We start from the raw sequence: 19297 nt of genomic DNA, 5'->3' as shown, positions 1-19297 counted from the left end.
ATGTTATTCCTCATTATCCTCATATTATCCTTTGCAAGCGGTTTCTTTTTACCCTGGTGGGTAGTGGCTATAGCCGCCTTTTTGGCCGCGCTTTTTGTTGGTAAAACAGCAAGGCAGGCATTTATTTCGGGTTTTGGCGCTGTATTTATTGTATGGATAGTGCTGGCCCTGTTTAAAAGTATCCCCAACGATCATATTTTGGCCAAACGCATAGCTGCGCTGTTTCATTTGCCCTCATGGTGGTTAATATTGGTTATCACTGGTGTAGTTGGTGGTTTGGTAGCGGGGTTTTCGGCTTTATCGGGGCTTTTGGTTAAAAAGGCTTTTGAAAAGGAGGCCGATATTCGGGCGTAAGTTTATGGGATTAATAAATTATCTGAAGCGTAATATTAGTATATCAAAAAACTCGGCAAAACAATTATTAAAAAATGCTATCGCCCATGAAGAACGTGGCGAAACGGCCGATGCGATAGCTTGTTATCATCGTGTCATTAAAGCAGACGAAAGTTGGGCGGTACCTCATTATAATCTTGGCTTGTTATACAAATACCAATGCAATTGGCAATTATCATATAAGCATAATAAAATTGCGGTTGAACTGGATAAAGATGACGAGGCCGCGATTTGGAACCTTGGTATAGCTGCAACCGCATTGAAGGATTGGAAAACCGCAAGAACATCCTGGAGTAAATTTGGTGTCAAGTAGAAATTAATGATGAAGAACCTGATCTTGTATTAGGTGCGGTGCCTATAAGATTAAATCCCGATACCGATGGCGAGGTTGTTTGGTGCAAGCGCATAGATCCTGCAAGAACAGTCATTGAAAATATTCCTTTAGCCAAATCGGGCCACAGGTTTGGTGATATGTTACTTAACGATGGCGCTGCCGTAGGCCATCGAAAGCTTGAAGATGGAACCGAAGTGCCTGTGTTTAATGAACTTCAACTGTTGAGCAAGTCGGCCTATAAAACGTTTTCAGTAACTGCTTATACACAAGTAAAGCAGGATGTGGAAAAGCTTAAGGAGTTGTGTCGCAATTCCGGTGTTGAAATGGAAGATTGGTCGACCGTGAGGATGCTTTGTAAACAATGCAGCGAAGGTACTACGCACACCGATCATGATCATGAATTACATGTTGATGAAGACAGCGGGCGATACATTGGCCTGGCTGCAATAAATCACGAGGCTGTACAAGAAGCGCTGGCCGGCTGGCGGGTTATTACTTTGTGTGAGCATTCGGCGCTCGTTTTAGAATTAGAGTAGATGATGGCATTGTGGATTTTGAACCCTTTCAGGGCTGTTTGATTTCTCGAGGGCATAGCCCTGACACGTTTTGTAGCAATGGTTTCAACCCGTTGAATATAATAGAGAACAGCAATTGAGTGCCATCGGCACGGTTCATTTTAGCCGCCCCGCATCTTCACGATAAGTAAACCAATCAACTGATTAAAAGGCGCTTTTGGATTTGATGTAAGTCGGGCCTGTATCAAATCTGAAAATTATCAATTAGGATTTGGGTTTTCAAAAGATAGCACCCAATAAAATACTATAGCTTTTCTATTTCTTCAATAGGGAGCTTAGTGAATTTTACAATTTGGGCAATTGGAAGACCGTCTTTTTTCATTTCAGAAGCAATGGAGAGCGCTTCTTCGTGCCTCGCTTTAGCCTCGGCATACTCCAGCACATTCTTATTATCCCATTTGTATTTTAAGCTGCTATCATACATGGCTTTAAAGCTTTTCTATTTCCTCAATAGAAAATTTAGTAAACTTTGAGATTTGGGCAACTGGCAGACCGTCCTTTTTCATTTCACGGGCAATTGCTATTTTTTCTTCAAATGCCTTTGTACGCTCTTCTTCACGGGCTTTCGTATCAGCTTCTTGAATAGCATAGTCCAGCACATTCTTATTATCCCATTTGTATTTTAAACTGCTATCATACATGGCTTTTTCCTCCTTTGTCAAATTAGTATACTCCGCAATACTGAATAGTTTTTCAAATATGGGTTTCCGAAGATAAACCGGGATTTTCTCAAACCGGCTCATATTTTTTAATACATGAAGCCACCTGTCCAAATCGGTTTCCAGTTCGATGTCATCTTTCACAAATTTACCTAATTCTATGTACGTATAACCCAGTTTATCGTAAAATATTTCGCCGGTATCCCTGTTGCACAGGCAAATATCATGCAAGTATCTATTTGCCGGGCTATCTTCCAGCGTAAAATCTTCCAGCAAGGCTATTAAATATACTTCGGCTATGTTGTAACCCCAGGCATTGCGTTTGCCTTTTGGTGCCTGTTCGCTTATGAGGCGGGAAGTATAAAATAAAGCCCTTTCTTTAAAATACCCTTGCTTTGCCCGTTGTACTTCAATTAAAAAACGTTCGCCACTATCGCCTGTACATAGCAAATCAAATATAGCAGCGCCTTCGTCTTTAATATCGCCGGGATGTTCATTTTTATTGTAAACCAAATCTACAATGTGCTTGCGCCCCCTGAACACTTCGTTTAAAAAAGCGATCAGTAAATCCTTATTAGGTTCGCTGCCAAATATTTTTTTAAAGGCGAAATCAACTAAAGGGTCGATGTATTTACCAGTAACAGGTGGTTTATTGTTGGGCATAGTCAAATATAAAAGTTTATTCCCTATTCGCCATCGCCACGAAGGTAGCCCGCACCGGGATAAAACGTCAAAGGGATGTAAAGGGACACTTGTATTTGTTTTTATCGGCCTCTTTACCAAAGGCTGGTTTGGCACATTCAATAGTAAATGACCCGCTCTTTCTGAGGAATCCTATGTTTTTAAAGCGTTTTTTATTATTTCCAGGATCCGTTCATTTTTTACAATCCACATGCCTAATCGCTCTTCTGTAATACCCTCTTTAAGTTTATAAGTGTTTACAGGGTTGGTGTCTTCAAAAATAGTTTCCATATACCTGAAATTAATATTTTCGATGGACGATAATTCATGGGCAACCTCAACAATATGTGTAGAAACTAAAAAGAAACAGGTTTTTACTTCTGCAAAGGCCGCAATTATAGCCAGGGAGGCATCGTAGGCATCTTTAACATTTGTACCTCTGAACAACTCGTCAAAAATCACAAAAATACCTTCTGACTGATTTAATTTTTCGGCAACCTGCTTTACCCGCAGAACCTCTTTATAAAAGTGGCTATGTCCCTGTTCAAGATCGTCGGCCAGGTTTATGGTTGTAATCAGGCCCTTAAAGGTCGGGGTGGCCATATGTTTAGCAGGCACAGGAAAGCCTATTTGGGATAAATAGATAGCAATTCCAATTGATTTAAGCAGCGATGATTTGCCCGCCATATTGGTTCCGGTAATAAAGCAAACGTTCCTGCCGGCGCTGAATGCTATATCATTATCTTTAGGATTGGCAATAAACGGATGGAATAATCCCTGGATAGTTAACGCCCTCGCATTATTTTCATTAACTATCGGCAACGTGAAACCAAGCTTTTTACCACTTAAACCAACGGATTGATAAACATCTAACTGATAGGCAACATTCAACAAAGCTTTCATTTTCTCGTACGCAAGCTGCCTGAAGAGGTGGTCGGCTTTTGCCATATCCGCGGCGTTGCGATTAGGTTTCTTTATCAATTGTTTGAGCCATAAAAGCTCTTCGGGCCTGAAAGTATTTAAAATAGCAGAGCGGAATTCCTGTATTTTTTGGGGCAGATGGCCCTGAAGTGCGTCAGCGTAATTTATTAAGCTATGGAGTATTGCCAGCGTACTTTCTATACCGGTTTTTATTACATAGTAATCATTGTTGTTATTGAATGTATGTATGATTTTTTCTAAGAATCCAGTTATAACTGAAAATGGTTTCGGATGATAATGCTTTTTGAGATAAAATTCTACAAAATCATAATCGTTTCTATTAAGGTCAATGGTAATATTGTGTTCCGCGATGTAGAGAAATACTTCTATTCTTTCTCTTATCTGAACAGGATCGGTAAGCGGCTTGTTGAACATATCATGCAGCGCTTCGCTGCCGCCAATTGTATTGGTATGGCTGAAGAGGTTATATATAGATTGGCGGGAATTGTTATTTTGAAATATTGCCAAATCATTGAGCGTTTGCCTATCTATATCGAAATTCATAAGGGTGCCGGTAAGAAACATCAACGCTCAAAACAAGAATGTAGTTTTCCGTGCCTGTATTATTTAATTCGGTGTAAATCGCCTTTCGCGAAAAAGTGCTGTTCATTATAAAATTTAACAAAGCTATATCCTTCTCTTAATCCCTCACTAAAATTCATTAGCTTTGATATAACCGTTTATAAAATAAGCCAAACATGAGGATAAGCGTAATACCCATGTTACTTGCCATCTTAGTTTTTGTTTTTTTGACCGTATTTTACTCCAAAAATAACGCTCCTGTTGATGGTGTAACATCAGTGGGCTTCCCATGGCTTGCTTATTGGAGGCTTGGTGGAAGAACAGCAGGCCATCAGCGCCATGAATATTTTTCTGCACTCTTTTTGGTAACGAATTTAGGCGTAGCCTTACTCACCATAGCAACCTGCAACGTGATGTTTCATTTGCTATACCTCCGAAAGACCTTTCTAACCATCTATAAAACCAAAAATCCATGAAATTAGTATCCTACAAAACCGAAGACCGGGAGCATTTGGGCGTTTTTGTAAACGGCCATATTTATAACCTCAACTCCTGCGATAAGCTGATACCCGATAATATGAACGAGTTTTTGTGGGGCGGCGATGAACTGATGGATCACGCGCGCAGGGTACATGCCGCAATCAGCAGCGGTAAAATGGAAGCTAAAGAAGAATTGTTTTTTGAGTTAATAGCCCCCGTGCCTCACCCATCATCATGCCGCGACGCCTATGCCTTCAGGCAGCATGTAGAAACCGCCCGCCGCAATCGTGGTGTTGCCATGATCCCCGAATTTGACCAATACCCTATATTTTATTTTACCAACCACAACGCCATACAAGGCGCCGGCGAAATTGAATGCATGCCCGATCATTTTGATAAGCTTGATTTTGAGCTGGAAGTAGCTGTTGTGCTTAATAAAAAAGGCCGCAACATTCGCGCTGCAGACGCAGATAGTTTTATTGCTGGGTTTATGATCATGAACGATATGAGCGCCCGCACCCTGCAAATGGAAGAGATGCTGCTAAACCTGGGGCCTGCAAAGGGCAAAGATTTTTCGACTGTAATTGGTCCCTGGCTGGTAACGCCCGATGAACTGGAAAAATATAAAGTGCCTGCCAAGCCCGGCCATACCGGTAATGCTTATAACCTGGAAATGAAATGCGTGGTAAATGGTAAACAGGTATCTACCGGTAATATGGCCGATATGGAATGGACCTTCGCCGAGATCATCGAACGTTGCGCCTATGGATGCGATGTGTTGCCCAGCGATGTAATAGGATCTGGGACGGTTGGCACAGGCTGTTTCCTGGAACTTAACGGAACGGAGGTGTCAAATGATCCGTCGTATCAGCCTCAGTGGCTAAAGGATGGCGACCTGGTAGAAATGGAAGTTACCGGCCTGGGCATGCTTGGTAATATAATCACAAAGGCTAAGGACGATTTTTCGATACTCAACCTGAAGAAGAAATAGGTCGAAGTCTAAAGTTCGAAGTCTTAAGTCCGAAGTCTGATTTGTTTTCTCGACTTTAAACTTAAGACTTCGGACTTAGAACTTAAGACTATTTAAACGCTTTTAAAGCATCTTTCAAGTCCTTAACTTCTTCCGAATCGTTTTTTGCACTTTCAAAAATGTCCTGCGACGAATCGGTATTGCCGTAATAGTTTTCATCGGCATTGTTATCAATGTTCAGGCCCGAGCCATTCAGGCTGATGCCCGCAAAAAGACCACGGCTGCGCGAATAAGAATAAATTTCGGCCTCCAGTTTATAATCGGTAGTTGCCGATTTATTGCGGTTAACCGGGCCAGCAGCAGCCGATATATCGCCGCCGATAGTAAAATTGCCTTTTTTAATATCGGTTAACACGCTTTTATGACGGAACACCAGGATCAGATCAACAGATTGTACACCTATCTGGAAGCCAACGCTGCCACCAGTAAGGGTAACAAAAACCGGGTCGCTCCATTTGCCATCGGCAAGCTTCACCATAGCCACGCCCTTGCCGCGTTTACCGCCAATGCCCAGGCCGGCATTAATCAATTTTGGGATAATTACGATGCCTTCATATTTTTTCATCAACTCGCTCGGAATGCTTTCTTTCATCTCGGCAAAGTTCTTGAGCACGGTTGCCGAATTTTGGATCCGCTCCGTTTCTTTATCATCGGCCTTGGCCGATATCAGCACAAAAAAAAGGCTTAATATTAACGGAAATTTTAACAGTTTTAACGTTTTCATAGGGTGTGTAAATTAAATGCAATGTTAGCAATTAACGTAAGCAACTCATAAAACGTGCAGTTGTTTGTGTTATTTATTAACCTTTGTATGACTTACGGGGAAATCGCGGTTAATAAAACTGTAGCTTACAAATCAATGGCGATGAAGTTAAATAACTCATCGCCATTGATTTGTTTTAGCTAAAACCTAACGCAGTTGCTTTTTTTAGTGGAAAAACAAGCCGGTATTTTGTTAGAATTGTAATGCTTAAAAAGCGCTTAAAGTTTCCTTTAACACAACAACCGACTCTTTTTTACTGTTAGACATAGCGAAAATATCTTTTGACGAATCGTTATTTCCGTAAAACTTGGCATTGGCTGTTTTGTCGATACCAAGATTTGAGCCATTGATGGTAATGCCGGCAAATAAGCCCCGGCTGCGAGAGTAGGAGTACACCTCGGCTTCCAGTTTGTAATCGGTACTGGCTGTTGAACTGCGGCCAACCGGGCCGGCTGCTGCTGAGATATCGCCACCAATGGTAAAGTCGCCGTTCTTAACTTTGGTCAGCACTCCTTTATGACGGAATACCAAAACCAGGTCGACTGATTGTACACCTATTTGCAAACCAAAACTGCCACCGGTTAAAGTAACAAAAACAGGGTTGCTCCATTTGCCATCGGCCAGTTTTACCATAGCTATACCCTTACCACGCTTGCCGCCTATGCCCAGGCCGGCGTTGATTAGTTTGGGTATAATTACAATTCCCTCATATTGCTGAAGCAGCTGGCGCGGTATGCTTTCTTTCATTTTAGAAAAATCTTTCAATACGTTTGAAGCGCTGTGCACACGTTCGTTTTCCTTATCGCCGGCTTTGGCCGATATCAGGACAAAAAATAGGCTAAGCATCAATGGGATAGCCAGAAATTTTAATGTTTTCATGGGGTATAATATTTAATGTAATTGTTGATGTATAATCAACCCATATACCCCGCTGGTTGTTTTTAAATTAAATTATTTAACTGTGTTGTTATTTGCGCTCAATTTTGCAGATAAAACAACAGGCCTGGGCGTTGCGCGCATGCAGATATTCGATCACTGTTGTCCGGGGAAATAAAAAAGGAGGCATAACCTCCTTTTAAAAGAGTAGCTTTAGTTACCACACCAAACTATTCTTTATGCCCAAAGATAATTTTTTTAGCGGACAGCCGGTATTCGCACAATTGCTTAGTTTGATCCCCCGCCATATTGTTTCAAAGCAAAGCCAAAAGTATTCTGCCGATAGGTATTGTAAGTCATTCATGAGTTACGACCACTTGGTCACGATGCTCTACCAAGGCTTTTTCCAATGCCTTTCCCTGCGTGAATTGGTTACGGGGTTACAGGCGAACCGAAGCAGGCTTCTCCATCTGGGGTTGACCAATACCCCACGCAGGAGCACGCTGTCGGATGCCAATAGCAGGCGCCCGGCTGATTTCTTCGCGGCGGCCTATCATCAACTGTACAGATATTTCTACGGAAGTTTACCGGACAGCCGCCCTTCGCTTAAGAAGCTTTTCATTATCGATTCGACCACGATCTCCCTTTTCTCGAATATTATGGGCGGTGCAGGTATGTCGAAAAGCAATGGCAAAAGGAAAGGCGGGATAAAAGCCCACGTAATGATCGATGCGGAACATAATTTGCCCTGTTTTACCTTACTTACGGAAGCCAGGCACCACGACCTTGTATTCCTGCAGGAAGTACAGGTACCGCCAGGCTCTATAGTCGTCTTTGACCGGGCTTATACCAATTATAAACAATTCGAGGCGTGGGGCGCACAGGGCATTGCCTGGGTTACCCGGCAGAAGAATGATGCAAACTACCAGTTGTTGTCCGAATCCCCTGTTTCTACCTATTCATCCGAACAGGGGGTAATAGCTGACCAGTCCCTGCTGCTTGGACGGCATAGCAACAGGCGCAAAGTATCCCTTATCCGGGCCCGCAGGGTCGTTTTTAAGGACCCTGCCACCCAGAAAGAGCTCGCGTTCATTACCAACGAGCCCACTCTTGCGCCCGAACAGATCGCTGCTTTGTATAAAAAACGGTGGCAGATAGAATTACTGTTCAAACGCATCAAGCAGCGATACCCGTTGAGGTACTTTTTGGGGGATAATGTCAATGCTATCCAAATACAGGTCTGGTCTATGCTGATATGCGACCTCCTTGTCCAGATCGTCCTTTCCCAAGTCAACAAAGCCGGTAAACGGAAATGGTCTTACGCTAACTTAGCAGCTATGGTCAAGCATCACCTGATGACCTATATCAACCTGATGGCTTTCCTTTTTGACCCAGAGAAAGCCTTGTTAAACTACAAGCCGCCTGAACCAACTGCGGCTACGCTTTTCTAAAGGGCCTTGATTTTTGAATTACCACTTAAAACTGCCTTTATTTAATTGGGAGCCGGTTTTTTCTGTGTTTATAAATTTCCCCGGACAACAGTGATATTCGATGTTGGGATGTTGGTCAAATAACTCGTTTATCAATTCATCCACATCAGCATCGCCAACCAAACGTGTTAAAGCCATCATCTGATCTTTAGTGTATCCAATAAGTGATAGCGGAAAGCTTTGTTTATTCGCCTTAATTTCGGGCGGGAAGCGGAATATGTCGGCATACTCTTCTACATCTTCGGCATTGACAAATACCGGCCCGGGTTGGTTGTAAGCATTTTCAAGTTCAAAGGGTGAGTGTTTAAATAGTAGCCGCTTGTCAACACCTTTGTTAAACGGTTTTAAGGATACGCGGCAGGGGCCCAGGCCGGTTGCCAGTTGCTCAACAACCGGGTTGCCAAAGTCGTCGGTCATGGTTGCTTTTATTTTTTGGACGAACGCTTTGGATAGCGGCACAATTTTAAAGTTGTTCATGATATTGTTTTTTATGTAGATCAAAGTTGGCACAACGGGCAATGAGTTAAAACCCGGAACTTGCGGAAATCGTGTTGTCTGAATCAGAATTTTCAGGATTTTAAAATTTTCAGAATGTAATTTTTAATCCTTCTTATTCTTTAATTCTGAAAATTCTGATTCAGACAGAAAATCCATAAATCAACGGTTATCTTTGCCCTGCATGACGATCCCCGGTAAACAACAGGTTTTTTCGATAAATAATAAAGAGCAGTTTGAGCAAACGGCGCTGGAGGTTTTTAAATACCAGGCCCAAAATTGCGTCATATACAGACAGTTTATCGAAGGGCTAAAAATCGATTTGACAAAAGTTACCACCGTTGAAAAAATTCCTTTTTTGCCTATCGAGTTTTTTAAATCTCATGCCGTTGTTAGTTCAAATGATCTAATTGAGGTTACCTTTACCAGTTCGGGCACAACGGGCATGATAACCAGCAGTCACCATGTAACGGATAAAACCTGGTACGAAGATAGTTTCAGGAATGCATTCGGGCTGTTTTATGGTGATATTAAGGCCTATACGGTATTAGCACTGTTGCCTTCTTACCTGGAGCGCGAAGGCTCGTCGCTTATTTATATGGTTGATGATTTGATAAAACAGTCTGATAACCCGGATAGCGGCTTCTTTTTATATAACCATTATGAACTTTATCAACAGCTTATAAAACAGCAGGAAGCTCAAAAGCCTACGTTATTAATAGGGGTTACCTTTGGGTTGCTTGATTTTATTGAGCAATACAGTATCAATTTCCCAGGGTTAATTGTAATGGAAACCGGTGGTATGAAGGGCCGCCGTAAGGAGATGATCCGCGAGGAATTGCACCAGGCTTTGTGTAAAGGTTTCGGGGTAAGCGCTATACATTCTGAATACGGCATGACGGAATTGTTATCACAAGCTTACTCAAAAGGGGAGGGGATTTTTGATTGCCCGCCCTGGATGCAAATCATCATCCGCGATACTAACGATCCTATCACCACGTTAAGCAATGGAAAAACAGGCGGAATTAACGTGGTCGACCTGGCTAATATTAATTCTTGCTCATTCATAGCCACACAGGATTTGGGTAAAACCTATACCGATGGCTCGTTTGAGGTGTTGGGCCGGTTTGATCAAAGCGATATTCGTGGATGTAATTTGCTGATTGCTTAAAACTTATAGCCAACTTAAGTATTATTGTTATTTTTGCACGCATCATAAATGCTGAAAACATGATTGAGAAATTTTTAAACGAGGAACAAGATCCAAAAACGGTTGAGAAAGTTTATTTCCGCCTGGTCGACCTGCTTTCTTCTGGTGAAGAGATCATTTATATAGCGGTTCAAAAAAAGCCATTGGTGAATTTATTTCCGGATTGTATTGCCATAACCAATAAGCGTATCTTATTTTTTACCCCGGCTAACCTGGGCCTGTCCATCAAATTTGTTGATTTTGTATGGAAGGATATTGTTGATGTATATACAAAAGAGGAGATTATCGGCGCCATATTCAGCGTAAAAACCACTAACGGAGCCGAAATGGCTGTTGATTACCTGCCTAAGGTGCAGGGGCGTAAGTTATACCAATACGCCCAGGAACGTAAAGAAGTTGAACGTGAAGCCCGCCGCCAACGCGACCTGGAGCAAAAACGCGCAGAATCCGGCGCTGTTCAGTTTGATAACGCGGCCCGTACAACGCCCGCCCAGCAGGTGTTTGCCGCCCAGGCGCCGGTAGCAGCTCCACAAATACCAGCACCGGCACCAGCGCCTGTTGCTCCGCCTGTTCCAACCCCGGCACCCGAGCCGGTTGCGCAGCAAGCTGCGGCCCCAAAACCGGATGAACTTACCGAAAAGTTAAAGCGGCTTAAAATGCTTTTTGATAACGGCCTGATATCTCAGGAAGAGTACAATGCCAAGAAGCTCGATTTACTGAGCGATTTTTAGGTTGGTCATTAGTCGTCGGTCATTAGTCATTTAAAAAAAAAGCGATGGGTTTTCAAAACCGCCATCATTAGTTTTAGCTATTGATGTTTGGATTGTAAAAGTTCAATGACTAATGACAGCGTAGCGAAATGACCAATGACGGCGCAGCCAAAACTAATTCAAAAGCCTTTCGTCAAAACTAAAGGACTCCCGGTTTGTCACTTTGGCTTTTAATGCTTCGGGATGCAATGGGTTTAGCAGATAATTATATTCGGCAGGTACTATGGATGAGGGTACTTTCATTACCAGGAATTCGCATTTCTTTAAAAAGTCATCGCCTAATTGGCGTAGTATCACCGGGGGAGGTATGTCCCGCCAGTTTATGGGCAATAATGCAGGGGCTAATGTATAGATGTTATCTTCGGGAATCTCAATTTCTACAAGGCAAAAATTGTCAGGTACCAATAGGGGAGGCAAATGGACTAATACCTCAAGCACCGCCAGCGCCCGTGATGAAGCCATGTAAAGCATCGATTTACCTTCACTGTTCCAGCGGCCACCATACAAGCGGGCACCTGTACCGCTTAAATCGCCGGCGTAATTACAATTACTGATGCGGTAAAGGATCATTAGGCAAAAATACCGTGCTCAATACGGCCCAATTCTTTAAAAACCATATCAAAACCGGCCGATGTATCCAGTATAGTAACCGGGGCTTCGCCTTTGAAAATAAGTGATGGTGTTTTTATCCAGGTTTTGAATTTATCCATCGATCCAAAAACTTCCTGCCCACGGGTATAAAGGCGGGCAAGTTCAACGGCTTTTTCGGCGTATTCAGTTTTAATAATGGCATCGTCTTCGTAGCGCTGTAATGTGCGCTCACTAATGTGTAAGATAACGGCTAACTCCTGTAGGGTTAAAGATATTTTTTTTGCCAGTGAAAGTAGCGCACTTTTAGGGAAACCCTGACGAGCCAGGTTAATGATGTCAAAATCGGAGTTGAGGGTTAAGGATTTTGCGCCCCCAAGCAGATTATAAAACGAAGGCATAGTACCTACGCTGCCATAGGCTACCATAGGCTCGTGGAGCACGTTTTGCGTTTCTTTTTTTGTTTTGTACGACATATATACAAATATAATTACCATTTGTCGGATATGCAAATATTAGTCAATAAAAAAGCGATGAGTTTTCGGCTCATCGCTTCTTTATTTAATACAAGACTTGTGAACTTTCAAAAACTTCGTAAGCCTGATCATGTGCTTATTCGGCTACTATCAAAAAGTAATTCTTTTTCCCTTTCTGCGCTACTATAAATTTTCCGTTTAACAGAGCATCTGCATTATAAACGTCATCGGCCGTTGCAATCTTTACCTTGTTTATTGATGCACCACCACCAATAATCGTTTTCTTTGCTTCGCCCTTTGATGGGAAGATGGTTGTTTTAACGGCCAACAAATCGGTAATGCTGATTCCCTCATGTAATTCGGTTAACGAAATTGTAAAGTTGGGTACGCCGGCGAATAAAGCCAATACTTCGGCATCGTTTAGTTCGCTTAAAAATTCTATGCCAACATTCCCAAATAAAAACTCAGATGATTTAATCGCTTTTTCATACTCGGCTTCGCCATGCACGCGAATGGTAATATCTTTTGCCAGGGCTTTTTGTAGCACCCTTGTATGTGGTGCTGCATCGTGCTCGGCCTCCCAGGCTTCAATCACTTCCCGATCATACAAGGTAAATATCCTGATATATGCCTTCGCATCAACATCAGTCGTGTTCAACCAAAACTGGTAAAACTGGTAAGGCGATGTACGCTCCGGATCGAGCCAAACTGCGCCACTTTCGGTTTTGCCAAATTTGGTGCCATCTGCTTTTTTTATTAATTGGGTAGTAAGTGCAAAAGCTTCGCCGGCATCTTTCCTGCGAATCAGCTCGGTACCGGTAACAATATTACCCCATTGGTCGCTGCCGCCCATTTGTATGGTGCAATTATGGTGTTTCCACAGGTAATAAAAATCATATCCCTGAACCAGCTGGTAAGTAAACTCGGTAAATGACATGCCGGTATCGCCCTCCAGTCGTTTCTTAACCGAGTCTTTGGCCATCATGTAATTTACGGTGATGTGCTTACCTACGTCGCGAATAAAATCAAGAAAAGTAAAACTTTTAAACCAATCGTAATTGTTTACCATTTCGGCACTGTTCATACCACTGTCAAAATCAAGGAAACGGGTAAGTTGTGCCTTTACAGCCTCCAGGTTATGCTGCAAAACATCTTCAGATAATAAATTACGCTCCTGCGATTTGCCCGAAGGATCGCCCACCATGCCGGTTGCGCCTCCAACCAGTGCAAACGGCTTATGGCCCGCGCGCTGGAAGTGGATCAGGGTCATGATCTGTGTAAGGTGGCCCACGTGCAGTGAATCTGCAGTTGGGTCAAATCCTATATATCCCGAAGCCATGCCTTTATTAAGCATTTCTTCGGTGCCAGGCATAATGGTATGCAGCATACCACGCCATGTTAGTTCTTCAACAAAATTCATATTAAGTGTTGTTTCAAAGGTTGCAAAGATATAAAGCTAAAGCAGAAAGTAACCAAAAAGATACCTTTGGATACTTTTCGCCATTAGTTAACCGCAGGTAAATTCTATTTCAAATAATTACTTATTCTTTGTATCTTGAGCAAAACGGGGTATTTTGCAGCTCGAGGCTTATGAATTTTTTATCGCATTATTATTTCGACAGGGATACCAGCAACTGTTACCACGTATTGGGAACGGTACTGCCCGACCTGTTGAAAAATGCCGATAAACACATTGTTCTGCACCCCGAAAAACTGCAACACCCTGATAACGATGTTAATTCTATAATAGTTGGCTGGAATAAACACCTGGCTGTCGACAGGTATTTTCACTCTTCTGATTTTTTTACCACCCACTCGCACGAGTTAAAAAAATTGCTGCGCCCGGCAATCGAGGGCTCGCAGGTGAAGCCATTTTTTTTAGGTCATATCGCATTAGAACTTATTATAGATAATTTGCTGTTAACCACGGGTAAAGTAAAGGTTGATGAGTTTTACGATCATCTATCCGGATGTAAAACAGAAACTATAAACGGGTTTTTAACTTTTTCTGGTCTGAAAAATACCGAAGTGTTTTTCAGGTTTTATGAAAAATTTAAGGAGAGTAAATACCTGCACACCTATGCCGAAACCCACCAGATAGCTTATGCGCTTAAGCGTATTTGTATGCGCATCTGGAAAGATCCTTTTACGCCTCAACAGGAAGCTGCGATGAATGATGTATTAGGTATATACCGCGATTACCTGGAAGATAGCTTTATGTCGATTTTTACCGAGATAGAGGCTGAGTTAAATACTTAAAAACTATTTAATTGCTTCAACAAGGGCATTAAAATCTTCTTTAAGTAGTAACTGATAAAGCCTTTCAACTTCTTGCCAATCGTTGGCCTGGTAATTTATTTGTTTACCGTCTATTACGCATATCATTTTTAATGACTTATCTGTCTCCAAAACATACTCTTCATCTTCGGTTCCAACCCAAAATGCCCCATGTTCATCGTCCATTTCCTTAATTTCGGCAATGGCAGCCAATACGTTTTTCATCTCAATATCGTCCTCGCCGTCTGACCATGCCCGTTGTAAATATTTCATCATAACCTACTCATTAATAAATTATACCATTCAATCTGCTTTATCAAAAAAACAAGCTAAACTATATAAAATCGATTGTTTTTATTGAGCAATAGGCTATTTGGTTAATACGCACTCAAAAACTGCCTAATTATCAGCAATTAACATTAAATAATTCTTTTTTTAATAAAATTATGTCCTTACCTTTGCAGTCCCAATTAACAAATTGGGAAAAGGAGATAAATTATTTAATGGCAAAAAAACAAGAAGCAGAAAAAGAATTAAAAGCGAAAGAAGCTGAACTGGGTACAGTTACCGCATCTGGCGAAAAAGAAACTATTGAATCAGAAGCTGATTCAATCTCGATCGAAGAGATCAAATCTAAAATTGCAGCTACACCGAGCGAAGATTTCGACTGGGATGCAGATGACAAAAAGTTTGGTAACTACAGCGATAGCGACCGTGAAAAATTTGAAAAATTGTATGATGGAACTTTCAGCTCTATCACCAAAGGCGAAATTATCACTGGTACTGTTGTTAATGTTAACAACAAAGATGTAGTATTAAACGTAGGATTTAAATCAGACGGTTTAGTTTCAGTATCAGAATTCCGTGATACACCTGATCTGAAGATCGGTGACACAGTTGATGTATTTGTTGAGTCGCAGGAAGATGCTAACGGTCAGTTGGTACTTTCACGCAAACGTGCAAAAACTCAAAAATCATGGGAGCGCATTAATTCAGCACTTGATAATGATGAAATCATCACTGGCTTTGTGAAGAGCAGAACTAAAGGTGGTTTAATTGTTGATATCATGGGCGTTGAAGCCTTCTTACCAGGTTCACAAATCGATATTAAACCTATCAGGGATTACGATGTGTACGTTGGTAAAACAATGGAATTCAAAGTTGTTAAAATCAACCACGAGTTTAAAAACGTAGTGGTATCGCACAAAGTGCTGATTGAAGACGATTTGGAAAACCAAAAAACTGAAATTGTTGCCCGCCTTGAAAAAGGTCAGGTATTGGAAGGTACTGTTAAAAACATTACAGACTTTGGTGTATTTATTGACCTTGGTGGTGTTGATGGTTTATTACACATTACTGATATTTCATGGGGTCGTATTGAGCATCCACGCGAAATTCTTTCATTGGATCAAAAAATCAACGTTGTTGTGCTTGACTTTGATGACGAGAAAAAACGTATCGCTTTGGGCTTAAAACAATTAACTCCACACCCTTGGCAGTCGCTTGACGAGAACATCGTTGTAGGCTCAAAAGTAAAAGGACGTATTGTTACAGTTGCTGATTACGGCGCATTCCTTGAAATCATCCCTGGTGTTGAAGGTTTGATCCACGTATCAGAAATGTCATGGTCACAAAACCTGCGTAACCCTCAGGAATTCCTGAAAGTTGGTGACGAGATTGAAGCACAAGTGTTAACACTTGACCGCGACGAGCGCAAAATGAGTTTAGGTGTTAAACAATTAACTCCTGATCCATGGCAAAATGCCGGTGAGAAATATGCTATCGGCACAACTCACGTAGCTACAGTTAAAAACATGACCAACTTTGGTGTGTTTGTTGAACTGGAAGACGGCATCGACGGCTTAATCCACATCAGCGACTTATCATGGTCTAAAAAAGTTAACCACCCTAACGAATTCACTAAAGTTGGTGAAAAATTAAACGTGGTTGTTTTAGAACTTGATATCGATAACCGTAAATTAAGCTTAGGCCACAAACAGCTTGAAGAAAACCCTTGGGATACTTTTGAAACCATCTTCACAATTGATTCAATTCATGAAGGTACCGTGTTAAAAGTAACCGACAAAGGTGCTATCGTAGCTTTACCTTACGGTGTTGAAGGCTTTGCGCCAACCAAACACCTGGTTAAAGAAGACGGCAAAAGCGTTAAAGCTGAAGAGGCTGCTGAATTCAAGATCATTGAATTTAACAAAGAAAACAAACGCATTGTAATTTCACACTCACGTATATGGGAAGAAGCTCGTGCTGATGCTCGTGTACAGGAATTTGAAAACCGCAAAAAAGAAGCAAAATCTGCAAGCAACGCGGTTAAAAAAGTGAAAGAATCAGTTGAAAAATCAACTTTAGGCGACCTTAGCGTATTAGCTCAGTTAAAAGAGCAAATGGAAGGTGCTGAAAGCAAAGCCCGCAAAGCTGCGCCAGCCCCTGCTGCTAAAAAAGAATCTGAAGGCGAAGAAGCATAAGCTTAACTGACGTAATATTCTTAAGCCCTTCCGAGAAATTGGAAGGGCTTTTTTTGTAATATTAAATACCATGAAGGATACAAAACAAACCAGTAAGCTCATTAGCTACTGGCTAAGGCATCACCCGGAGGACGGCAACCTCAACATTGATGATTTTGGCTGGGCGTCGATTGATGAACTAATACAATCACTCGCCACAAAGGGGCAGACTTTTACTCATGCCGAAATTGTGGAACTAAGCAAATCATTTGATAAAGTGAGGTGGGAGTTTAGTGGCGATGGCAGTAAGATAAGGGCAACACACGGCCATTCCATTGAAGTGATTTTAGATGAAAAGGCTGTTAAGCCGCCTGCTTTGCTTTATCATGGTTCATCGTCAAATAAAATAGATGCCATAAAAGAAAATGGTTTGCTTGCCATGCAGCGACAGTTTGTACATTTATCAACAGATAGGGAAGTAGCGGTATCAGTTGGAAAAAGGCACGGAAAGCCCTTGCTTATAGAAATTGATGCTGCAGCCTTAGCGGCCGACGGGTGGGTTTTTTATCAAGCAAGCGAGAATGTTTGGCTCACCACCAATATTCCTGTTAAATATCTTAAAATTGAACAAAAATAATTTAATCCATGGCCGGAGAAACCAACCTCGACAACCTATTGAGAAACATGACACCCTTATTGAATGAGGGGGATTATGTTTATTGTACCGTTACCGATATTGATACTATTGATATCAAAAACGTTTTGGGCATTTTTAAGGAAGAGGAGGCCGTTACAGTTATCCTTAAAAAGGAAATTGCCGATCAACTTGGCTTAAAATACGAATACATTGCCGCCTGGATTACCCTAACCATCCATTCTTCATTAGAAGCCACCGGCCTTACAGCCGCTTTTGCTGCCGCTTTGGCCAAAGAAGCAATAAGCTGTAATGTAGTTGCCGCCTATTATCACGACCATATTTTTGTGGCCAAAAAAGATGCGGAGCGGGCAATGGCAGCTTTGAAGAATTTAGCCGATAAATAATATTTTTTACCCAAAGTATGAGATTTACTGTGATTTAAAAAAGTCTCCCCTTCCGGGGGAGATTTAGAGGGGGCTTTCAAAACTATTTACTATTTTTGCCCAAATCCACCCATACGATGCAAAATCTAACGCTGCTCGACGGACAGAAATTTCAGATCACCATACAACGTTTGTGCCGCCAGTTAATTGAAAACCATAATGATTTTTCACGCTCGGTATTAATTGGTATTCAACCACGGGGCATTTACCTGGCCCGCCGCGTTGCAGAAGAACTCCGCAAAATCCTCCCCGAAAGTAAAATTATGCAGGGCGACCTTGATATCACCTTTTACCGCGACGATTTTCGCCGCCAGGGATCGCCATTGGTGCCCAATCAAACCAAGATTGATTTTATCATCGAAGGCAAAAAAGTGATCATGATGGACGATGTACTTTGGACAGGGCGCACCATCCGTGCAGCCATGGACGCAATGCAGGCATTTGGCCGGCCCGAGAAGGTAGAATTGCTGGCACTGGTTGACAGAAGGTACTCAAGACATATACCAGTAGCGGCAGATTACGTTGGAATTGAAGTTGACTCTATTGCATCGCAGAAAGTTGTGGTGAGTTGGAAGGATACCGACGGGGAGGATAAGATAGTATTAATATCAGAAAGGGAATAGAAATAATATCGAACACTGAATATCGAACGTCGAATAATGAAAGAAATAAGAACTTTGAAATAAATGAGTAACGTTAAGTACGATTTAGAGGAACGACTTATCGATTTTGCAGTTCTTATAGCCGACATTGTTGAAGCATTACCAAATACGAGGCTCGGTAATTATATAGCCGGTCAATTGGTTCGATCAGGATGTTCCCCAGCGCTAAATTATGGAGAGGCTCAATCGGCAGAATCAAGGAATGATTTCATTCATAAAATGAAGGTCATTCTTAAAGAATTGAGAGAATCTATGATTTCTCTGAAGATTATCAAAAGACGAGGGATGCATAACGTTGAAAATACAGCTATCGCAATAAATGAATGTAATCAACTGACGGCAATTTTTGTAAAGAGTATAGAGACAGCTAAGAAAAACAACATAAAAGCACAATAACGACATTTATCAATACCGAATAATACAAGTACTTCTTAATTTAAAATTACTTCATCATTCGACATTCGATATTCAGTGTTCGATATTATTAAACATC

General features: G+C 41.6%; 24 protein-coding genes. 14 read left to right on the top strand and 10 right to left on the bottom strand.

Annotation, left to right across the window (positions count from 1 at the left end):
* The 3 genes from FSB76_RS06075 to FSB76_RS06065 are packed head-to-tail and all read left to right on the top strand — an operon-like array spanning nucleotide 1 to nucleotide 1263.
* Entirely contained in the window at nucleotides 1–354 is a 354-nt protein-coding gene (locus FSB76_RS06075) for a hypothetical protein (RefSeq protein WP_147052685.1), read from the top strand.
* A gap of 4 nt (nucleotides 355–358) precedes the next feature.
* The gene (locus FSB76_RS06070) at nucleotides 359–706 is read left to right on the top strand and encodes a tetratricopeptide repeat protein (protein WP_147052683.1); all 348 of its coding nucleotides are present in this window, start codon (nucleotides 359–361) and stop codon (nucleotides 704–706) included.
* A 38-nt stretch (nucleotides 707–744) separates the two neighbouring features.
* Nucleotides 745–1263, top strand: coding sequence for a hypothetical protein (locus FSB76_RS06065; RefSeq protein WP_147052682.1), 519 nt, complete (start codon nucleotides 745–747; stop codon nucleotides 1261–1263).
* A gap of 283 nt (nucleotides 1264–1546) precedes the next feature.
* Here FSB76_RS06065 and FSB76_RS06060 read toward each other — a convergent pair whose 3' ends face one another.
* The 3 genes from FSB76_RS06060 to FSB76_RS06050 form a co-directional block, all read right to left on the bottom strand.
* Nucleotides 1547–1726 (bottom strand): hypothetical protein, encoded by a 180-nt coding sequence (locus tag FSB76_RS06060; protein WP_147052680.1) that lies wholly within the window; start codon nucleotides 1724–1726, stop codon nucleotides 1547–1549.
* A gap of 4 nt (nucleotides 1727–1730) precedes the next feature.
* The gene (locus FSB76_RS06055; RefSeq protein ID WP_147052678.1) at nucleotides 1731–2624 is read right to left on the bottom strand and encodes an Rpn family recombination-promoting nuclease/putative transposase; all 894 of its coding nucleotides are present in this window, start codon (nucleotides 2622–2624) and stop codon (nucleotides 1731–1733) included.
* 171 nt (nucleotides 2625–2795) lie between these two features.
* Nucleotides 2796–4127, bottom strand: coding sequence for a MutS-related protein (locus FSB76_RS06050; RefSeq protein WP_158642849.1), 1332 nt, complete (start codon nucleotides 4125–4127; stop codon nucleotides 2796–2798).
* Nucleotides 4128–4342: 215 nt separating this feature from the next.
* Between FSB76_RS06050 and FSB76_RS06045 the strand changes: the two genes are divergently transcribed.
* Together FSB76_RS06045 and FSB76_RS06040 are read left to right on the top strand one after the other, a co-directional pair.
* Nucleotides 4343–4621, top strand: coding sequence for a hypothetical protein (locus tag FSB76_RS06045; protein WP_225976432.1), 279 nt, complete (start codon nucleotides 4343–4345; stop codon nucleotides 4619–4621).
* Nucleotides 4618–5616, top strand: coding sequence for a fumarylacetoacetate hydrolase family protein (locus FSB76_RS06040; RefSeq protein ID WP_147052673.1), 999 nt, complete (start codon nucleotides 4618–4620; stop codon nucleotides 5614–5616). The genes FSB76_RS06045 and FSB76_RS06040 overlap by 4 nt, the downstream gene beginning before the upstream one ends.
* Nucleotides 5617–5704: 88 nt before the next feature.
* Here FSB76_RS06040 and FSB76_RS06035 read toward each other — a convergent pair whose 3' ends face one another.
* On the bottom strand, nucleotides 5705–6379 hold the full coding sequence (locus FSB76_RS06035; RefSeq protein WP_147052672.1) for a lipid-binding SYLF domain-containing protein: 675 nt from the start codon (nucleotides 6377–6379) through the stop codon (nucleotides 5705–5707).
* A 246-nt stretch (nucleotides 6380–6625) separates the two neighbouring features.
* A complete protein-coding gene (locus FSB76_RS06030) occupies nucleotides 6626–7297 on the bottom strand; it encodes a lipid-binding SYLF domain-containing protein (RefSeq protein ID WP_147052670.1) in 672 nt (223 codons plus the stop codon).
* 236 nt (nucleotides 7298–7533) lie between these two features.
* Here FSB76_RS06030 and FSB76_RS06020 point away from each other — a divergent pair, with 236 nt between their 5' ends.
* The gene (locus tag FSB76_RS06020) at nucleotides 7534–8745 is read left to right on the top strand and encodes an IS4 family transposase (RefSeq protein ID WP_147052667.1); all 1212 of its coding nucleotides are present in this window, start codon (nucleotides 7534–7536) and stop codon (nucleotides 8743–8745) included.
* A gap of 18 nt (nucleotides 8746–8763) precedes the next feature.
* Here the strand turns inward: FSB76_RS06020 and FSB76_RS06015 are convergent, their stop codons facing one another.
* Nucleotides 8764–9261, bottom strand: a complete 498-nt coding sequence (locus tag FSB76_RS06015) for a DUF1203 domain-containing protein (protein WP_147052665.1) — start codon at nucleotides 9259–9261, stop codon at nucleotides 8764–8766.
* A 202-nt stretch (nucleotides 9262–9463) separates the two neighbouring features.
* Here FSB76_RS06015 and FSB76_RS06010 point away from each other — a divergent pair, with 202 nt between their 5' ends.
* Nucleotides 9464–10450 carry a LuxE/PaaK family acyltransferase gene (locus FSB76_RS06010; RefSeq protein ID WP_147052664.1) on the top strand — a complete coding sequence of 329 codons (987 nt, stop codon included), beginning with the start codon at nucleotides 9464–9466 and terminating at the stop codon, nucleotides 10448–10450.
* A gap of 59 nt (nucleotides 10451–10509) precedes the next feature.
* Nucleotides 10510–11220, top strand: coding sequence for a PH domain-containing protein (locus FSB76_RS06005; RefSeq protein WP_147052663.1), 711 nt, complete (start codon nucleotides 10510–10512; stop codon nucleotides 11218–11220).
* A gap of 153 nt (nucleotides 11221–11373) precedes the next feature.
* On the opposite strand, the gene FSB76_RS06000 is transcribed toward FSB76_RS06005, so the two are convergent.
* The 3 genes from FSB76_RS06000 to tyrS all read right to left on the bottom strand — a co-directional run bounded on the left by FSB76_RS06000 (nucleotide 11374) and on the right by tyrS (nucleotide 13743).
* Nucleotides 11374–11829, bottom strand: coding sequence for an RES family NAD+ phosphorylase (locus tag FSB76_RS06000; RefSeq protein ID WP_147052661.1), 456 nt, complete (start codon nucleotides 11827–11829; stop codon nucleotides 11374–11376).
* Nucleotides 11829–12323, bottom strand: coding sequence for a type II RES/Xre toxin-antitoxin system antitoxin (gene parS, locus FSB76_RS05995; protein WP_147052660.1), 495 nt, complete (start codon nucleotides 12321–12323; stop codon nucleotides 11829–11831). The genes FSB76_RS06000 and parS overlap by 1 nt, the downstream gene beginning before the upstream one ends.
* A 136-nt stretch (nucleotides 12324–12459) precedes the next feature.
* Nucleotides 12460–13743: a tyrosine--tRNA ligase gene (gene tyrS, locus FSB76_RS05990; RefSeq protein ID WP_147052659.1), complete on the bottom strand. Its 1284-nt coding sequence runs from the start codon at nucleotides 13741–13743 to the stop codon at nucleotides 12460–12462.
* Nucleotides 13744–13913: 170 nt separating this feature from the next.
* Between tyrS and FSB76_RS05985 the strand changes: the two genes are divergently transcribed.
* The gene (locus FSB76_RS05985) at nucleotides 13914–14582 is read left to right on the top strand and encodes a hypothetical protein (protein ID WP_147052658.1); all 669 of its coding nucleotides are present in this window, start codon (nucleotides 13914–13916) and stop codon (nucleotides 14580–14582) included.
* 3 nt (nucleotides 14583–14585) lie between these two features.
* Here FSB76_RS05985 and FSB76_RS05980 read toward each other — a convergent pair whose 3' ends face one another.
* A complete protein-coding gene (locus FSB76_RS05980) occupies nucleotides 14586–14876 on the bottom strand; it encodes a hypothetical protein (RefSeq protein ID WP_147052657.1) in 291 nt (96 codons plus the stop codon).
* A 227-nt stretch (nucleotides 14877–15103) separates the two neighbouring features.
* On the opposite strand from FSB76_RS05980, the gene rpsA reads away from it, so the two are divergent.
* The 5 genes from rpsA to FSB76_RS05955 all read left to right on the top strand — a co-directional run bounded on the left by rpsA (nucleotide 15104) and on the right by FSB76_RS05955 (nucleotide 19200).
* Nucleotides 15104–17083 (top strand): 30S ribosomal protein S1, encoded by a 1980-nt coding sequence (rpsA, locus tag FSB76_RS05975; RefSeq protein WP_147052656.1) that lies wholly within the window; start codon nucleotides 15104–15106, stop codon nucleotides 17081–17083.
* Nucleotides 17084–17153: 70 nt separating this feature from the next.
* The gene (locus FSB76_RS05970) at nucleotides 17154–17699 is read left to right on the top strand and encodes an RNA 2'-phosphotransferase (RefSeq protein WP_147052655.1); all 546 of its coding nucleotides are present in this window, start codon (nucleotides 17154–17156) and stop codon (nucleotides 17697–17699) included.
* A gap of 8 nt (nucleotides 17700–17707) precedes the next feature.
* Complete coding sequence (locus FSB76_RS05965; protein ID WP_147052654.1) at nucleotides 17708–18103, top strand: ACT domain-containing protein; 396 nt, start codon at nucleotides 17708–17710, stop codon at nucleotides 18101–18103.
* 116 nt (nucleotides 18104–18219) lie between these two features.
* Nucleotides 18220–18765, top strand: a complete 546-nt coding sequence (pyrR, locus tag FSB76_RS05960; protein ID WP_147052653.1) for a bifunctional pyr operon transcriptional regulator/uracil phosphoribosyltransferase PyrR — start codon at nucleotides 18220–18222, stop codon at nucleotides 18763–18765.
* A gap of 63 nt (nucleotides 18766–18828) precedes the next feature.
* On the top strand, nucleotides 18829–19200 hold the full coding sequence (locus FSB76_RS05955; RefSeq protein ID WP_147052652.1) for a four helix bundle protein: 372 nt from the start codon (nucleotides 18829–18831) through the stop codon (nucleotides 19198–19200).
* The last annotated feature ends 97 nt before the right edge of the window (nucleotides 19201–19297 follow it).

It is taken from the genome of Mucilaginibacter ginsenosidivorax, from assembly GCF_007971525.1.
GTDB classification, from domain to species: Bacteria; Bacteroidota; Bacteroidia; order Sphingobacteriales; family Sphingobacteriaceae; genus Mucilaginibacter; species Mucilaginibacter ginsenosidivorax.
The sequence above is the reverse complement of the archived record's forward strand: the minus strand, read 5'-3'. Positions and strand labels throughout refer to the sequence as shown.

Excerpts from the sequence above, each read along its gene's own strand:
- FSB76_RS06075 (WP_147052685.1), top strand. The coding sequence starts at position 1 with ATGTTATTCCTCATTATCCTCATATTATCCTTTGCAAGCGGTTTCTTT.
- FSB76_RS06070 (WP_147052683.1), top strand. The coding sequence starts at position 359 with ATGGGATTAATAAATTATCTGAAGCGTAATATTAGTATATCAAAAAAC.
- FSB76_RS06060 (WP_147052680.1), bottom strand. The coding sequence starts at position 1,726 with ATGTATGATAGCAGCTTAAAATACAAATGGGATAATAAGAATGTGCTG.
- FSB76_RS06055 (WP_147052678.1), bottom strand. The coding sequence starts at position 2,624 with ATGCCCAACAATAAACCACCTGTTACTGGTAAATACATCGACCCTTTA.
- FSB76_RS06050 (WP_158642849.1), bottom strand. The coding sequence starts at position 4,127 with ATGAATTTCGATATAGATAGGCAAACGCTCAATGATTTGGCAATATTT.
- FSB76_RS06045 (WP_225976432.1), top strand. The coding sequence starts at position 4,343 with ATGTTACTTGCCATCTTAGTTTTTGTTTTTTTGACCGTATTTTACTCC.
- FSB76_RS06040 (WP_147052673.1), top strand. The coding sequence starts at position 4,618 with ATGAAATTAGTATCCTACAAAACCGAAGACCGGGAGCATTTGGGCGTT.
- FSB76_RS06035 (WP_147052672.1), bottom strand. The coding sequence starts at position 6,379 with ATGAAAACGTTAAAACTGTTAAAATTTCCGTTAATATTAAGCCTTTTT.
- FSB76_RS06030 (WP_147052670.1), bottom strand. The coding sequence starts at position 7,297 with ATGAAAACATTAAAATTTCTGGCTATCCCATTGATGCTTAGCCTATTT.
- FSB76_RS06020 (WP_147052667.1), top strand. The coding sequence starts at position 7,534 with ATGCCCAAAGATAATTTTTTTAGCGGACAGCCGGTATTCGCACAATTG.
- FSB76_RS06015 (WP_147052665.1), bottom strand. The coding sequence starts at position 9,261 with ATGAACAACTTTAAAATTGTGCCGCTATCCAAAGCGTTCGTCCAAAAA.
- FSB76_RS06010 (WP_147052664.1), top strand. The coding sequence starts at position 9,464 with ATGACGATCCCCGGTAAACAACAGGTTTTTTCGATAAATAATAAAGAG.
- FSB76_RS06005 (WP_147052663.1), top strand. The coding sequence starts at position 10,510 with ATGATTGAGAAATTTTTAAACGAGGAACAAGATCCAAAAACGGTTGAG.
- FSB76_RS06000 (WP_147052661.1), bottom strand. The coding sequence starts at position 11,829 with ATGATCCTTTACCGCATCAGTAATTGTAATTACGCCGGCGATTTAAGC.
- parS (WP_147052660.1), bottom strand. The coding sequence starts at position 12,323 with ATGTCGTACAAAACAAAAAAAGAAACGCAAAACGTGCTCCACGAGCCT.
- tyrS (WP_147052659.1), bottom strand. The coding sequence starts at position 13,743 with ATGAATTTTGTTGAAGAACTAACATGGCGTGGTATGCTGCATACCATT.
- FSB76_RS05985 (WP_147052658.1), top strand. The coding sequence starts at position 13,914 with ATGAATTTTTTATCGCATTATTATTTCGACAGGGATACCAGCAACTGT.
- FSB76_RS05980 (WP_147052657.1), bottom strand. The coding sequence starts at position 14,876 with ATGATGAAATATTTACAACGGGCATGGTCAGACGGCGAGGACGATATT.
- rpsA (WP_147052656.1), top strand. The coding sequence starts at position 15,104 with ATGGCAAAAAAACAAGAAGCAGAAAAAGAATTAAAAGCGAAAGAAGCT.
- FSB76_RS05970 (WP_147052655.1), top strand. The coding sequence starts at position 17,154 with ATGAAGGATACAAAACAAACCAGTAAGCTCATTAGCTACTGGCTAAGG.
- FSB76_RS05965 (WP_147052654.1), top strand. The coding sequence starts at position 17,708 with ATGGCCGGAGAAACCAACCTCGACAACCTATTGAGAAACATGACACCC.
- pyrR (WP_147052653.1), top strand. The coding sequence starts at position 18,220 with ATGCAAAATCTAACGCTGCTCGACGGACAGAAATTTCAGATCACCATA.
- FSB76_RS05955 (WP_147052652.1), top strand. The coding sequence starts at position 18,829 with ATGAGTAACGTTAAGTACGATTTAGAGGAACGACTTATCGATTTTGCA.